Genomic DNA, 15,588 nt, shown 5'->3' with positions numbered 1-15,588 from the left:
CTCTAGCGATAGTCAGTCAACATTGGGATGGCGACCGGCGACCCATGCAGCGCCCATTTCAGCAACGTAAGGAACCACGGTCTGAAATTGCTCACCCAGCCCTTGGCCACCGACACGCATGGTGTCACCCGCCTTGAGAAATACCGGTGGTTTCTGCCCGAGCCCTACACCTGGTGGCGTACCGGTAATGATGACGTCACCCGGCATTAGCGGCATGAAGCGACTGAGGTACGCGACAATATGTGCAACGCTGAAAATCATCGTACGGGTATTGCCGGTCTGGAGACGTTTGCCGTTCACGTCGAGCCAGAGGTCAATGGCCTGCGGGTCGGCAATTTCGTCACGGGTGACCAGCCAAGGTCCCAGTGGTGCGAAAGAAAAACCGCTTTTCCCCTTGGTCCACTGACCTTCGTACTCCAGCTGATAAGCCCGCTCGGAAACATCATTGGCCAGGCAATAACCGGCGATGTGATTCAAGGCCTGCGACTCATCAATCTGCCAGGCGGGCGTACCGATGACGATGGCCAGTTCGACTTCCCAATCAAGCTTCTGAGCCCCCGTTGGTAAAATGACCGGGTCATTGGGGCCGCTGATGGACGCGGTGTGTTTGTTGAAGACCACCGGCTGGCTCGGGATAGGCGTATCCGTTTCAGCCGCGTGATCGGAGTAGTTCAGGCCGATGCAGATCAGGTTCGGTACGTTGCCTACGCATGGACCAAGACGTGTGCCAGGCGCCACCACTGGCAGCTTTTCAACGTCAACAGCACGCAGTTTTTCAAGCACTGTGGGGCTAAGGGCCGACGCATCGATGTCATCGACAATGCCCGAGAGGTCTCGAACGATTCCTTGCGAATCCAAAATTCCCGGCTGTTCCTGCCCCGGCAAACCAAAACGAACTAAGCGCATTTGTTACTCCTCCAGCGTTGAGAAATGGACAGACAATGAGCCGGCTTCGCCGAACTGAACATGCAGTGGCTGGTTGACGGGCACATCGAGAACACCTGCATAGGACCCGGTGATAATCACCTGCCCTGCTTGCAGCCCTATCCCTTGTGTAGACAGAAAATTGGCCAGCCATACGATCGGCAACAACGGATTCCCGTCCGGATGGCGGCCCTTGATATTCACAAGCTCTGCCGTTGCATCGCTCAGGGTGATATCCAGTTCAGAGGGAATGCTGGCAGGGTTCGACAGCGTGATTGGCGCCCCGAATACCAGGCCGTGATTGAATAAACCGTCCGCGAGCAATTGCTCGAACGGCAGTGTGTGTGGATCGGTGTAACGGCAATCGATCACTTCCAATGCCAAGTGCACGTCGCTGATCGCAGCAACGATCTCTTCAGTTGTATAAGGCTCAACACGAGCCGGCAAATCATGGGCCAGGACGGACGCCAGTTCAGGCTCGATGCGCGCCTTATCGGCGTCGGCGGCCAGTCGGTAACGTTCGCCTTTTGCGATGCTGTCGCTGTAGATCGGGGCAACGATCCACTTGCCAGCCGGGGGTAACGCACACTTCCACCCCCCCACGGTTTTTCCAGCCAATGGCCCCACATGCTGCTGAATGGCAAAACCTTGTGCGAGGCTGCTTGGCAGGTTCGGGCCTGGCAAGGATGCCAGCCGAACACCCTCTAGCCGTGCACGGACCAGAGCGGCAGCGGCGACTTCCAACCCTGACCCCGCCTCGGTCCATGCAGGTGCGAGCTGGCTCATACGTTCTCCGTATGCACACTGTTCTGGCGCGGCCAAACCGTACCCAGCTTGTTGGCTGCATCTTCGAGCAGAGCATGCAATTGGTCATAACGTTCAGGCTGCATGCGCAAGACCGGGCCGGCGATACTCATCGTGCCAACCACAGTGCCAGCTGGAACCAGCTTGACCGGTACGGCGATCGCCCAGACACCCGCCTCGGCTTCTTCAATGACCAAGCCATACCCGCGCTTGCGGGTCAGCGCCAGCTCGGCCAACAAGCCTTCGATGCTGTTGATCGCTTTCGGCCCCTGCCCCATCCCGGCATCAGCTTTCCCCAGGCCGCTACGCAGCGCATGCTCAATGGCCAGTTCATCCGGCATTGAGGCCAGCCAGGCTTTGCCATTGGCGGTCGCGTAGAGATTGATCGGCTTATCCATGGCTGGCGAATACATAAGCCCTGGCGCGGCGCCTTGGGCCGAAGACAGCCAAGACAAGGTGCCCTCGTTGACCACCGTCAGGCGCACCAACTCTTGGCACTGAACAGCCACTTGCTCAAGGATCGGCTGGACCAACTCAGGCAAACCAATTCCATGCAAATAGCGCTGCCCCAACAGCGCCAGCTTCAGCGTCAAGCGGTATTGCGAGGTGGCTTCATCCTGTTCTGCCCACCCTTGCTCGACTAACTGAGCAAGCACTCGATGAGCAGGCCCCTTTTCCAAGCTCAGCTCGGCTGCGATATCGGACATCCGCATCCAGCGAGCTTCACGTGCCAGCAGCTCAATAGCCTCCAGGCAACGGTCAACAGCACCTTTGACGACTCTCATATTTTTCTCGACTTATCTTTGACAATGAGGTGAATGTGAGCAACATTGTTCGTACTGGAACGACGTTCCAATAGTATGCAGGCGTCACCCGATAAGTCAAACCTGCTTGTACCTGGTTCGCCTTATCGAGACAGGGCTAGCCATGCAACCGGGTCTCCAGAAGGTGGGAGACGCCTGGCGGATATAAAAAACCGGACCCTTCGGATTCGGCTCTTTATCAATAGACGTGCACCCGTGTTTGTTCAATCGTTGCGGGAGAACACCCAATGCAGCTGACCCACCTGCCTTACCTACAGCAGCCCGCGGGCAGCAAGATTGTGCATCATCGCTCGCAAGCCGAAAGTCCAGGGCGCAGCCTCATGGCTGTAGGTGACTGTGTTGCGCAACGTGCCCAGCAACGGGCTCCCAATGCTGACCTCATCACCCTGCTTATGCGTAAAGCCGCTTCCCGGTGCCTCACGATCCTGGGTAGGCGCAAACAAGGTTCCGAGAAAAAGCATGAAGCCATCAGGGTATTGGTGATTGCCGCCGACCGTCTGGGCCACGAGATCCAACGGATCACGGCTGATCAACGCCATGGAACTGCTGCCTTCAAGGATGAAGCCGTCGTCGCCCTGAACCTGCAAATCCACGACGCAGTTGCGCACGTCGTCGAGGGTAAACGTTTCATCGAACAGACGAATAAATGGGCCGATCGCACAGGACGCATTGTTGTCCTTGGCCTTGCTCAGCAGCAGTGCGCTGCGGCCTTCGAAATCACGCAAATTGACGTCATTGCCCAAGGTGACGCCATGCACTTGGCCTCGGCTGTTCACCGCCAGCACAATTTCCGGCTCTGGGTTGTTCCATTCAGACTTGTGATGAATTCCGATTTCGCTGCCACTGCCCACTGCAGCCAGAACCGGTGCCTTCGTGAAGATCTCCGCGTCCGGGCCGATACCGACCTCCAGGTATTGCGACCACATGCCTTGCTTGATCAGCACAGCCTTAAGGCGCATCGCTGCTGGCGAGCCCGGCTTGATTGCCCGCAAGTTTTCGCCTATGGCTTCTTGCACCAGGCAGCGAACACTATCAGCTTTGGCAGCATCACCTCGGGCCTGCTCCTCGATTACCCGCTCAATCATGCTGGACGCGAACGTCACCCCTGCCGCCTTGATGACTTGCAGGTCTGCTGGGGGCAGCAGAGATGCCTTGTCGGGATTGGCATGACTGCCAGTGTTCCCAAGCAACTCCTCGACAGTCCCGATGTACCTGCCAGGCGCTTGACGAACCGCCACCAATGGCGAGGTGTGCTCCAGCAGTTCGCTTATGGTCGAAAAGACTTCAGAAAGGTCAAACACACCGTCCTCACGCAGCAGCACCGGCGAGGGGCCTGCAATCGCACCCGGGATCCAGGCGCGGCCGATCAGCGTTCCGGCCAGGCCATCCACTGGCAGGGTGTTTTCGCGCGTCAGTTTCAGATTCGACATAGAGCTTCCAGATCAGTCAGCCATCAGAGCCGTAAAAGTAATGGACCTCCCCCGTAAATCCCAATGAAAGAATCTCACCGATCAATGCTGTTTTGTTATCGACAGACAAGGCCTTATCCGATGGAAAACGATCAAATTACTTTTGGCAGTGTTACCCGATGGCTGAAGATCAAACATTTGGTACTGGTCAATAGCTTGGCCAAGACCCGCAATATGCACACGACCGCAGAACAGATGAATGTTACACAACCGGCCATCAGTAAATTGCTTCGCGATCTGGAAGTACTCCTGGGTTTCCCACTGTTTGAGCGTCAAACGCGCAACCTGGTCCTTACTGAACTAGGAGAGTTCGTGGCCCGTTATGCGCGTATTACCTTGGAAGACACGGAATCGTTCGTCGACCAAGTCAACAAGCTGCGCAAAGGCGGGCATGGCCATTTAAAAATCGGCACCATTTTCGCCGCAACATCAGTGGTGCTGCCGGAAGCGATCGCCAGCATAAAGCGTGAGCGCCCCCTCCTTTCTATTGAGGTAATCGAACAAACCAGCAACCACTTGCTGGAAATGCTCGAACAGAAAAAACTCGATTTAATCATCGCGCGCTTCACGGACGAGGATTGTCAGCCTTTCGAATTTACGTCGCTGGGACCTGAACCCTTTTGTCTTGTCGTGAACAGCACACACCCTCTGTGCCGACTGAAGGAAGTCCCCACCGAAGCACTCAGCGAATGGCCATGGGTCATGTATCCCTTTAATACGCCGATCCGACAACGCATGGAGCGCGCGTTCACACTGTTCAAGATCGCCCCGCCAACCAACACAGTGGAGACCATTTCGATGCAAACCTTTCTGCAGTTGCTGCAGTCTGGGCCAATGCTCGCGATGCTCCCCGAGTCCATGGTCCAGTCGCAATTGCAAAATGGGCAGCTTCAAATCCTCAACACGCCCTTCAAAGTTGAATCTCAGGATTACGGGGTGATCACTCGCAAGGATGAACCCCTCTCAGAGCCGACGCGGAGGTTTATTGCGACCTTATTATCGTTCGCCAGACAGCGGCAAACGGCTACAGAGGAGAAGCAAAGCAGCCAACTCAGAAAAAGTCGATGAGGCAAAGTTATCGAGCAATCGAAAGCTCTCATTAGGCAGCCATCTCTATGAATCCTATAGTGCCAGCACAAAAGTGTGGCGCTATTAGCGACCGCGCACCACCCAGCAGCCCGTGAGGATGCGATGGAACTGATCATGAAAACCGGCGCAGCAGCTGTGCTGCGTTTGAACCCGCTGGACGATGTGCTTATCGCACGTCGACCGCTACTCGCTGGCGAAATCCTTGAGCAAGAAGGCGTGACTATCCGGCAAGCGATTGTGCCGGGCCATAAAGTTGCCTCCCGGCGTATCGAAGCCGGTCAACCGGTGAGGCGCTATGGGCAAATCATTGGTTTTGCTGTTGTCGACATTGAAGCAGGCGAGCATATCCATGTGCACAACCTGGCTATGGGGGAATTCACTCGCGATTATGCTTTCAGCGTCGATGCGAAGCCCAACTTCAAGCCGAGTGAAGCCCCATCGTTCATGGGTATCGTACGCCCGGATGGACGCGTCGCGACGCGCAACTACATCGGCATTCTGACTTCAGTGAATTGCTCTGCCACAGTCGCCCGGGCCATCGCAGATCATTTTCGTCGGGACATCAATCCCGTTGCACTGCAAGCGTATCCAAACGTCGACGGTGTTGTTGCTCTGACTCATTCTGCCGGCTGCGCCGTTGATCCTGCGGGCGACGGTTTGAGCATGTTGCGCCGGACACTGGCCGGATATGCAACCCACGCCAACTTCGCGGCCGTGCTGGTGATCGGGTTGGGCTGCGAGACGAACCAAATCGACTCGTTACTCACGACGCAAGGTCTCACCCGTAGTAATACCCTGCGCACGTTCAACATTCAGGACAGTGGCGGTACGTCCAAGGCCATCGCCAGTGGCATTGGCCACGTGAAGGAACTGCTTGGAGAGGCCAATCGGATTCAACGTGAATCGGTCAGCGCTCGTCATCTGATCGTTGGGCTTCAGTGTGGTGGCTCGGATGGCTACTCCGGTATTACTGCCAACCCTGCGTTGGGCAATGCAGTCGATCGCCTGGTCGCCTGCGGCGGTACCGCGATTCTTTCTGAAACCCCTGAAATATACGGTGCCGAACACTTGCTGACACGACGGGCTGTCAGCCGTGAAGTCGGCGAAAAACTTATCGCTCGAATTCATTGGTGGGAACGCTACTGCGAGCGTATGGGGGCCGAGTTGAACAATAACCCCTCTGCCGGCAACAAGGCCGGTGGCTTGACCACCATTCTGGAAAAGTCGCTGGGCGCTGTGGCAAAGGCTGGCTCGAGCAACCTGATGGATGTCTACGAATACGCCCAGGCCGTCACAGCCAACGGGCTGGTTTTTATGGACACCCCTGGCTATGACCCGGTCTCCGCAACCGGCCAGGTCGCTGGCGGTGCCAACCTGATTGCGTTTACCACCGGCCGCGGGTCGGCCTATGGCTGTGCCCCTGCCCCATCAATCAAGCTGGCGACTAATAGCGCCTTGTGGGCTCGTCAGCGAGAAGACATGGACATCAACTGCGGCGAAATAGCCGAAGACACGTTGACCATCGAAGCGTGCGGTGCAGCGATCTTTGAAACCATGCTACGCATTGCCTCCGGCGAACGCAGCATGAGCGAACAACACGGATACGGACAAAATGAGTTCGTGCCTTGGCAGATCGGCGCCGTCACCTGACTTTTAGTCCGAGGAATGCCTCGCCCAGCTATCTCTTGCACATTCAATCTGGAGACAACGATGTCCGTCATCACCGGCCAAAATTTTATCGGCGGTCAGCGCAGCGCCGCCGGCAGTATCATCGTCAAGAGTGTGGATGCCAGCACGGGGGAAACCCTACCCTATGCCTTCCACCAGGCGACCGCGCAAGAAATCGAGGACGCTGCCCATGCAGCCAACAGCGCCTTTTCCAGCTACCGCATCCTGAGCGCGAGCAAACGGGCTGAGTTTCTCGATGCTATTGCTGAAGAGCTAGAGGCTTTGGACGATGAGTTTATTGCCCTGGTTTGCCGTGAAACAGCATTGCCTGTAGCTCGCATCCAGGGCGAACGCGCACGTACCAGTGGTCAAATGCGCCTGTTTGCAAACGTACTGCGACGTGGTGACTTCTATGGCGCTCGCATCGACCAAGCGTTACCACTTCGCAAGCCGTTGCCACGCCCTGATCTTCGCCAGTACCGCACCGCCATCGGTCCGGTTGCTGTATTTGGTGCCAGTAATTTTCCGTTGGCCTTCTCAACGGCCGGCGGCGATACCGCCTCCGCGCTCGCGGCGGGTTGTCCGGTGATATTCAAAGCCCACAGCGGCCACATGGCGACTGCAGAACAGGTCGCCAACGCAATTATCCGGGCGGCCGAGCGCAGTGGCATGCCTGACGGTGTCTTCAACATGATTTATGGCAGTGGCGTAGGCGAAGCCTTGGTAAAACACCCGCTCATCAAGGGTGTTGGTTTTACCGGCTCGCTCAAAGGCGGTCGAGCATTGTGCGACATGGCCGCTGCTCGCCCCGAGCCCATTCCAGTCTTCGCTGAGATGTCGAGCATCAACCCGGTCGTGATCCTGCCCCATGCCCTCTCGCGTCGGGCCGACAGTATCGCTCACGATCTTGCCGCCTCGGTGGTTCAAGGTTGCGGGCAGTTTTGCACCAATCCCGGACTGGTGGTTGGCATTCGCTCGGATGCATTCAGTGCCTTTCAGAATAGAGTGGCGGCGTTAATAAACGACCAACCGGCACAAACAATGCTCAACGCAGGCACCCTGCGCAGCTATGCGGCTGGATTGCAGAACCTGCACGCGCACCCCGGCATCGTGCACCTGGCTGGCTGTAACCAACAGGGTCACCAGGCGCAGCCACAATTGTTCAAAGCCGACGTAGAGTTGCTGCTGAAAGGCGACAAGGTCCTTCAAGAAGAAATCTTTGGCCCCACGTCGATCTTCATCGAGGTCACTGACCAGGCGCGACTCAACGCTGCCATCAATGCCCTTCACGGACAATTGACCGCAACCTTGATTGGTGAGCCAGAAGACCTTACGCAATTCGTAGAGTTGACTGCTTTGTTGGAGATGAAGGTTGGTCGCATCCTCATCAATGGCTACCCAACCGGTGTCGAGGTCTGCGATTCAATGGTCCACGGCGGCCCTTATCCTGCGACTTCCGATAGTCGGGGCACCTCGGTCGGCACTTTGGCCATCGACCGCTTCCTGAGACCCGTCTGCTTCCAAAACTACCCCGATGCATTGCTGCCCGATGCTCTCAAGAACGCCAATCCGTTGAACATTTCGAGGCTCGTCGACGGTCATCTCTCGCGAGATAGCTTGTAGGTTGACAAACGGGTAAGACGGCGTACTACGACGTTAGAACCTGTCATTGGCGTCATTGCCTTTTGTATGAAGCAACAGTGCTGAGCGTTTGACGCGTCGGAGCCTGTTCATCCTCTTACAGCCTATTCGCTCAATTGCACGAGCGGGCTTTAGCGTGCTCGCTCGGCTTGGCGACAACGTCAGACGTACGAATTCAGCACCTCACAAATAACCAGCGTCACGCCTTGATCGAGCAAGGAACGACTCCCTTGACAAGGCGGAGATTCTGGTAACAGAATTACTGATGGAACGACGTTACAATAACAACAATTGAGAAACCGGAGACACGTTATGAATCAGAGCATACCGATCGACGCTCATTCCAAAGGCCAGTCAAAGAAAGCCGCAGCTAGCGGTTGGATCGGCTCAGCACTGGAGTATTACGACTTCTTTATCTATGCGACCGCGGCGGCTTTGCTGTTTCCACAGCTCTTTTTTCCATCTGATAACCCTGCGGTCGGCATCATTGCCTCTCTTGCCAGCTTTGGTGTGGGCTATATCGCCCGGCCGATAGGCGCTGTTGTCCTAGGGCATTTGGGTGATCGCCACGGCCGTAAAACGGTTCTGGTTTACTGCATGTTCCTGATGGGCTTCTCGACGATGTGTATCGGACTTCTGCCCACGTACCAGCAGATCGGGATCTGGGCGCCGGTGCTGCTTGTGACGTTGCGCCTGATTCAGGGTTTTGCGGTGGCCGGGGAGATCTCCTGCGCCAGTTCCATGATTCTCGAACACGCCCCGTCCGGCCGCCGTGGTTACTTCGCGAGCTTTACTCTCCAAGGAGTTCAGGCCGGGCAATTGCTCGCGGCAGCAGTCTTCTTGCCTCTCGCTCATTTTATGCCTGCGGATCAGTTCGCTTCCTGGGGTTGGCGGATTCCGTTCCTGCTCAGCGTCATCGTAGTCATCCTGGGATATATCATTCGCCGCCAGGTCGACGAAACACCTGTATTTGCCAAACAAAAAACGCAAGGCGAAGCTACTGTCCTGCCAGTTGTCGAAGTCATCCGGCAGAGCTGGGGTGATCTCCTGCGAGTGATCTGCATGGCACTTGCTGCGGTGATCGCCATTGTCGCCTCGGTATTCGGCGCTACCTATGCGGTTCAACCGGCCTATGGAATCGGTTTCCCTGCAGGCGTCTATTTGTGGATTCCCCTGCTGGGTAACATGTGCGCGGTGATCCTGATCCCCTTCGTTGGTAACCTCTCAGACAAGATCGGCCGCAGGCCCCCAGTCATTATTGGCGTTCTCTGCGCGGGACTGCTCTCGTACGCGTATCTGTACGCTATCAGCATCCATAACCTGTGGCTTTCGCTGGTTCTCTCCGTACTCATGTGGGGCGTCGCCTACCAGGGTTTCAACGGTGTATTTCCGAGCCTCTTTCCCGAATTGTTCCGTACGCGGGTGCGTGTGACCGGCATGGCCATCGGACAGAACATAGGGACCGCGATGACTGCGTTTCTCCCGGCAATCTTCGTCACTGTAGCGCCCCCCGGCTCTGACAATATCCCGCTAAGAATCGGTTCTCTGACATTAGGTATCTGTGTTATCGCTGCGATCGCGGCGTTCACTACACGCGAAACATACCGGATTCGCCTTGAAGATCTCGGCAAGCGCAACGCAGTGCCTATTGCCAAAGAAGAATACGATCGTATGCGGACCGAAGCGATGCGGGGCACAGCTCAGACAGCCGTCCCGAATGACCTGGCTAGCCAACTGCGTTCGTAACGACCTTCGACGATTACACTGGTGCGACCATTAGGTTTTCGCGACCCACACAGGCCCGACGGGCAGAGCAGCATCATGCGATCGGTACTTGCCAATGCATAGCCATCGACGCTGTGCATGCCCAAGAAGCCAGCCAGCGCTCCTCTTCCCGTCAACATCAAATATCAGGCAACCATGGCCTCACATATCACAGGAACAACTCGCCTTTATGGATTGGTCGGCCATCCGCTGATGGCTGCCAAGTCTCCGCAATTATTCAACCGACTCTTTATAGAACAGCAGGTAGACGCGGTTTGTATTCCATTCGAGGTCAAGGCCGATGACCTGTCCTCGTTCGTGACGGGTGCCAGAGCACTGAACAATCTCGCCGGCATCCTGGTCACCATGCCTCATAAACAAAGGATGCTGACTGTTGTCGACGAACTTCATACGACTGCTCGTCAAGTCGGTGCAATCAACGTCATTCGTTGCGAGACAGACGGACGCTGGGTCGGTGCCGTATTCGATGGCCTCGGCTGTGTTCTTGGCATGCAATGGGAAGGCTATCATCCAGCGAACAAGAACGTTCTTTTGGTCGGAGCTGGCGGCGCAGGCAGAGCGATCGCATTTGCCGTCGCATCGGCGGGTGCTAGATCGCTCACTATCTCCGATGTCGACGAACACCGAGCCGAGGATCTGGCGAAAGCCGTTGCTGCCGAAACAGGTTGCATCACGCTTTCTGGCCCACCCGACCCACATGGCTATGAAATCGTGATCAATGCCACGCCGCTTGGCATGAGCAAGAATGATCCTATGCCTGTGGATCCCGAGCGACTCGAGCCCGGCACCCTCGTCGTGGATATCATCAACTCGCCGGACTCGACACCGCTTTGCGATGCTGCGCGTAAAAGAGGTTGTCGTACCCAGGACGGGGGGCCCATGCACAAAGGTCAGGCGTTGCTTGCACTGCGCTTCCTTGGGTTCGATTACCACCCCGATAACGTAACAGCACCGCGCCAGGAGTGAGTACACATGAAAGTTGCGTTACTGGAGGTCAGCCATTGGCATGTCCCGCTGTATCTGAATGCTCTTGAGACCAACGGGGTCCAAGTGGTGGCCGTATCGGATTCGGAGCACGTGAAGGGTGAAGCAATTGCCGAGCGATTCAAATGCGCGTTGTATAGCTCATCCTATGAGTTGCTTGAGCACGAGGAGGTCGATTTTGCTTTCGTGTTCGGCAGGCATTCGGAAATGCCGTCGCTGGCAGAGGCCGTGATTGCACGAAACATCCCCTTTGCCCTGGAGAAACCCTGCGGCATCAACATGGCACAGGTCACACGGCTGCGTGAGTTGGCCGAGCAGGCCAATCTTTACTGCGCTGTCCCACTGATCTTCCGCATGAGTGAACTGCTGAGTGCTCTACAAGATGCTGAAGGACACTTGGCCACGGACTTCAACTACCTGTCTTTCCGTTTCATCGTAGGTCCGCCCTCTCGTTATGAAACAGCAGGCTCAGGCTGGGCCATCGACCCCGTTTTTTCTGGAGGTGGATCAACGATCAACGTGGCTACGCATTTCATAGATCTCTTCAGGTTATTGACCGGTAAGGAGGTCTCACGAGTCTCAGCCGTCATGAACTCACTGACGCATCGGGGTGCTGTCGAAGACTATTCGGTATTGACTCTGCAGACTGAAGATGGCGTGATCGGTGTTGTGGAAACGGGATACAGTTTCCCCAGTACCTTTGATGAGCAGCGCGAGTTCTCCTTCACCCTTTCGTCCGATCGCATGTACGCCAAATCTGGTCCCGACCGCATCGAAATAAGGGATCGACAGAACCTTGCCGCCGGTACTCGAAGCCGCCGACTACAACTGGACACAGACGTCTATTACCCACTGTTCGTCAAACAAGTGCTTGCTGAATGCCGTAACGGGGCCAAGCCAATTGCATCATTACGCGACGCCGAGGCAATCATGCAGGTCATGGACGCGGCCTACGCTTCAGCTCGGCAAGGAGGTACGCTTTTGACACTTACGCCGACTCCACAGCAGCGTTGCGTGGGATGACAAACTGTAATGGCCTGCCCGGCATTGAAGAACTTCATCCATGATTTGTCTCGATGAGTACACGCCTTGTACAGCGATCGAATGGTGACAAAAACTGTCCACATAGCGCTATAGAGTCGTCTCCGTGACTACCTCAATCGTTAGTTGGAGTTTGGAGACGCATGATGAAACGCATTCAGTACAACAGGTACGGCGGGCCGGAGGTCATGCGGGTCGATGACTTTGACCTGCTCCCCCCAAGTGAAGGTGAGGTGGCGGTAAGGGTCAAGTTTGCTGCAATCAATCCGATTGACTGGAAGCTGCGCAGTGGACAGATGAAGATCGTCACCGGAAGGACATTACCTCGCGCAATGGGTATGGATTTTTCCGGCACAATTTTATCGGTCGGCCCAGGCGTCAAGCGGCTGAAGGTGGGCGATGCGGTTTTCGGCCTGGCCCGATTCAAAGAAAGCGGCGCGTTTGGCGAAGCCGTCATCACAAAAGAAGCATTTCTGGCGCATAAACCCGATGATGTTTCATTCGAGGATTCCGCGTGTCTGGGCACGCCCGGTATAACCGCTTGGAACGGGCTAATCGACAAAGCGAAGCTGCAAGCCGGCCAGCACGTTTTTGTAAACGGTTGTGCCGGTGCCGTCGGCGAAGCAGCCGTACAAATAGCGCTGATACATGGCGCTGTCGTCTCGGGCAGTTGCAGCGCCAAGGACATCCAGCGAGCAAAGTCGCTGGGGGTGCAGACCGTCTATGATTATCGGAACACGCAGGTATCGAGTATCGCCACACGATTCGATTTGGTTTACGACACTGCGGCGACGCTACCGGTTTCGACAGGCATTGGGATGTTGCGAGCGGGAGGCGTGTTTCTGGATCTGAACCCAGGCCCTGGCAAGTTTATTCGAGCTATTTTTGATCGCAGACTCAAACCAATCATCGGATCGCCGCGCGCTGAAATTCTGGATAAGCTTGCCAAAGCGGCCAGTGAGGGACGCTTCAGGATCCCGATAGGAAAAACCGTTTCCCTAAGCGACGCTATTCAACTGATCGGGGAACTCGAAAAAGGTCGAAAACTCGGCGGTAAAGGCGTCATCGAAATGGAGTAGGAATGTCCAGAAGTGACCGATTGTTTGAACTGATGCAAGTTCTCCGTCGACATCGCAGAACGGTATCGGGACGGACACTCGCCCAGGAGTTGGGGGTGTCACTTCGCACCATACGTCGCGATGTACTGACACTGCAGGGTATGGGGGCCGACATCGAGGGTGAACCTGGTTTGGGCTACGTTCTCAAGCCTGGATTTCTTCTTCCCCCTCTCTCATTTACAGAAGAAGAAATACAAGCGCTTGTAGCCGGCGCCCAATGGATCAGTCGTCAGATGGACGACAAGTTTGCCTTCGCTGTTAATAACGCATTGGCCAAGATTAACGCCGTCTTGCCTTTGGAAATGCGTCCGGCCTTCGACGATGAGACATTCTACGTAAGTAGGCCCGCCACTCTTTCCACACCGATCGACTTAAGCGAAATCCGCCGTGCACTGCGCGACCAATGCAAGTTGCGTATCACGCTATCGATTGCTCATGCGCCTGTTGATGAGCAAATTATCTGGCCGATCATGCTGGGGTTTATCGAATCCAAGCGTTCCCTGGCGGCATGGTGCGAGGCTGACAGCAAGTTCCGGGTGATAGACCTGGATGACGTCGCACACGCTGAGGTGCTTGTCGAACGCTACTCTCGCAATCGTCGCGGGCTGATTAAGGAATGGCGAGCTCAGGAAATCCTGCCTTGTAACAGCCGCGGCGAGACTTGCTGAACGGAGTCGAGCATACATTGGTTGGAGCTTCGTGTGACGAAAACAAACAGTTCGCAAAAATTCCCGGGGCGCGGGACCCCATCCATCCTCAGCGAAGGCTGCGACACGGTTTCAAGCCAGACCTTTGCACTCCACGCAACACACAATTGTCATCATTTCATTTGATAGCCGGCTAACGAAAGGTGCATGCTAGAGGGCTTGCTTCTGGCTTATATCATTCCGAATGATAGTTACCTTTGCCTCGTTCGATTCGTTTGATACCGCCCCGCCAAGCATTATCCGCCCATCTCAATACATTGGCGGATGCATCCATGGAACAGTCACTCAAACATTTGCGCTTCCCCTTGGCCCTGTTGGCCGTGATGGTGATGAGCGCCTGCGGCAAGACCCCGGACGCCGCCGCCACCATGCCCGCGGCCAAAGTCAGCGTGGCCAAGGTGCTGGAGCAACCGGTCAACGAGTGGGACGAATTCACCGGGCGCCTGGAAGCGCCGGAAACGGTTGAGATTCGTCCACGGGTTTCCGGCCAGATCGATGACGTAACCTTCACCGAAGGCGCATTGGTCAAGAAAGGCGATCTGTTGTTCCAGATCGACCCGCGTCCGTTCCAGGCTGAGGTCCGCCGCCTCGAGGCCCTGGTGGCGCAAGCTCGCGCCACGGCTACCCGCAGTGAAAACGAAGCCCAGCGCGGTGAACGCCTGCGCACCAGCAACGCGATTTCCGCCGAACTCGCTGACTCGCGCACCAGTGCAGCTCAAGAGGCTCGCGCCGCCGTCGGTGCACTCCAGGCGCAACTGGACCTGGCCAAACTGAACCTGAGCTTCACCCGCGTGACGTCCCCAATCAGCGGTCGTGTCAGCCGTGCGGAAATCACCGCTGGCAACCTGGTGACCGCCGACACCACCGCCCTGACCAGCGTGGTGTCCACCGACAAGGTCTACGCCTACTTCGACGCCGACGAGCGTGTATTCCTCAAGTACAACCAGCTCGCCCGCCAGGGTCAACGCGGCGCCACCACCCCGGTTTACATGGGCCTGTCCAATGAAGACGGTAACCCGCACCAGGGCCAGATGAACTTCGTCGACAACCAGGTCAACCCGAAGACCGGCACCATCCGCGGTCGTGCGGTGTTCGACAACAGCGACGGCAGCTACACCCCGGGTCTTTATGCACGCCTGAAACTGGTGGGCAGCGGCACCTACTCCGCGGTGTTGATCAACGACGAAGCGGTCGGTACCGACCTGGGTAAAAAGTTCGTGCTGGTGATGGATGCCGACAACAAAACGGCTTATCGCCCCGTCGAGCTGGGTCCGAAAATCGAAGGTTTGCGCATCGTGCGCAGCGGCCTGAACAAAGACGACACCATCATCGTCAAGGGTTTGCAACGGGTTCGCCCTGGTTCGCCGGTCAGCCCTGAAGTGATCCCGATGGCCAGCAAGGAAACCCTCGCGGCCCTCGCTCAACAACGACAAGCGCTGGAAGCCAGCAACCTGCCCCAAGTCGCACCTGCCAAGGTTGCGCCGGGTACGGTTGTGAAACTGGCTGCTGCGACTCCACGCGGTTAAGGGGCAAT

The 15,588-nt window shown here is 56.4% G+C and carries 13 protein-coding genes; 9 read left to right on the top strand and 4 right to left on the bottom strand.

Annotated elements, in window-relative coordinates; translation table 11 throughout:
* Positions 1–12: 12 nt before the first annotated feature.
* From PSH69_RS14755 to PSH69_RS14740, 4 genes are all read right to left on the bottom strand, one after another.
* Positions 13–906 (bottom strand): fumarylacetoacetate hydrolase family protein, encoded by an 894-nt coding sequence (locus tag PSH69_RS14755; protein WP_019579033.1) that lies wholly within the window; start codon positions 904–906, stop codon positions 13–15.
* Positions 907–909: 3 nt separating this feature from the next.
* Positions 910–1,710: a 2-keto-4-pentenoate hydratase gene (locus PSH69_RS14750; protein ID WP_305412709.1), complete on the bottom strand. Its 801-nt coding sequence runs from the start codon at positions 1,708–1,710 to the stop codon at positions 910–912.
* Positions 1,707–2,513: an IclR family transcriptional regulator gene (locus PSH69_RS14745; protein WP_305412708.1), complete on the bottom strand. Its 807-nt coding sequence runs from the start codon at positions 2,511–2,513 to the stop codon at positions 1,707–1,709. The genes PSH69_RS14750 and PSH69_RS14745 overlap by 4 nt, the downstream gene beginning before the upstream one ends.
* A gap of 290 nt (positions 2,514–2,803) precedes the next feature.
* Positions 2,804–3,982, bottom strand: a complete 1,179-nt coding sequence (locus tag PSH69_RS14740; RefSeq protein ID WP_305412707.1) for a fumarylacetoacetate hydrolase family protein — start codon at positions 3,980–3,982, stop codon at positions 2,804–2,806.
* Between the two features lie 120 nt (positions 3,983–4,102).
* Between PSH69_RS14740 and PSH69_RS14735 the strand changes: the two genes are divergently transcribed.
* The 9 genes from PSH69_RS14735 to mexE all read left to right on the top strand — a co-directional run bounded on the left by PSH69_RS14735 (position 4,103) and on the right by mexE (position 15,580).
* Positions 4,103–5,089: a LysR family transcriptional regulator gene (locus PSH69_RS14735; protein ID WP_105341787.1), complete on the top strand. Its 987-nt coding sequence runs from the start codon at positions 4,103–4,105 to the stop codon at positions 5,087–5,089.
* 123 nt (positions 5,090–5,212) lie between these two features.
* Positions 5,213–6,760, top strand: a complete 1,548-nt coding sequence (locus tag PSH69_RS14730; RefSeq protein WP_305412706.1) for a UxaA family hydrolase — start codon at positions 5,213–5,215, stop codon at positions 6,758–6,760.
* 60 nt (positions 6,761–6,820) lie between these two features.
* Positions 6,821–8,401 (top strand): aldehyde dehydrogenase (NADP(+)), encoded by a 1,581-nt coding sequence (locus PSH69_RS14725; protein WP_305412705.1) that lies wholly within the window; start codon positions 6,821–6,823, stop codon positions 8,399–8,401.
* Between the two features lie 330 nt (positions 8,402–8,731).
* Positions 8,732–10,165, top strand: coding sequence for an MFS transporter (locus PSH69_RS14720; protein ID WP_305412704.1), 1,434 nt, complete (start codon positions 8,732–8,734; stop codon positions 10,163–10,165).
* 117 nt (positions 10,166–10,282) lie between these two features.
* Positions 10,283–11,170, top strand: a complete 888-nt coding sequence (locus PSH69_RS14715) for a shikimate dehydrogenase (RefSeq protein WP_305412703.1) — start codon at positions 10,283–10,285, stop codon at positions 11,168–11,170.
* Between the two features lie 6 nt (positions 11,171–11,176).
* Positions 11,177–12,211: a Gfo/Idh/MocA family protein gene (locus PSH69_RS14710; RefSeq protein WP_105341796.1), complete on the top strand. Its 1,035-nt coding sequence runs from the start codon at positions 11,177–11,179 to the stop codon at positions 12,209–12,211.
* A 164-nt stretch (positions 12,212–12,375) separates the two neighbouring features.
* The gene (locus tag PSH69_RS14705) at positions 12,376–13,308 is read left to right on the top strand and encodes an NAD(P)-dependent alcohol dehydrogenase (RefSeq protein ID WP_305412702.1); all 933 of its coding nucleotides are present in this window, start codon (positions 12,376–12,378) and stop codon (positions 13,306–13,308) included.
* A gap of 2 nt (positions 13,309–13,310) precedes the next feature.
* Complete coding sequence (locus tag PSH69_RS14700) at positions 13,311–14,015, top strand: YafY family protein (protein WP_305412701.1); 705 nt, start codon at positions 13,311–13,313, stop codon at positions 14,013–14,015.
* 311 nt (positions 14,016–14,326) lie between these two features.
* Entirely contained in the window at positions 14,327–15,580 is a 1,254-nt protein-coding gene (gene mexE, locus PSH69_RS14695) for a multidrug efflux RND transporter periplasmic adaptor subunit MexE (RefSeq protein ID WP_019579045.1), read from the top strand.
* Positions 15,581–15,588: the final 8 nt, after the last annotated feature.

Origin of the sequence: Pseudomonas sp. FP1740 (assembly GCF_030687165.1) — a bacterium.
Lineage (GTDB): Bacteria > Pseudomonadota > Gammaproteobacteria > Pseudomonadales > Pseudomonadaceae > Aquipseudomonas.
Note: the sequence above shows the minus strand (reverse complement) of the source record. Positions and strands in the feature narration are given on the sequence as shown.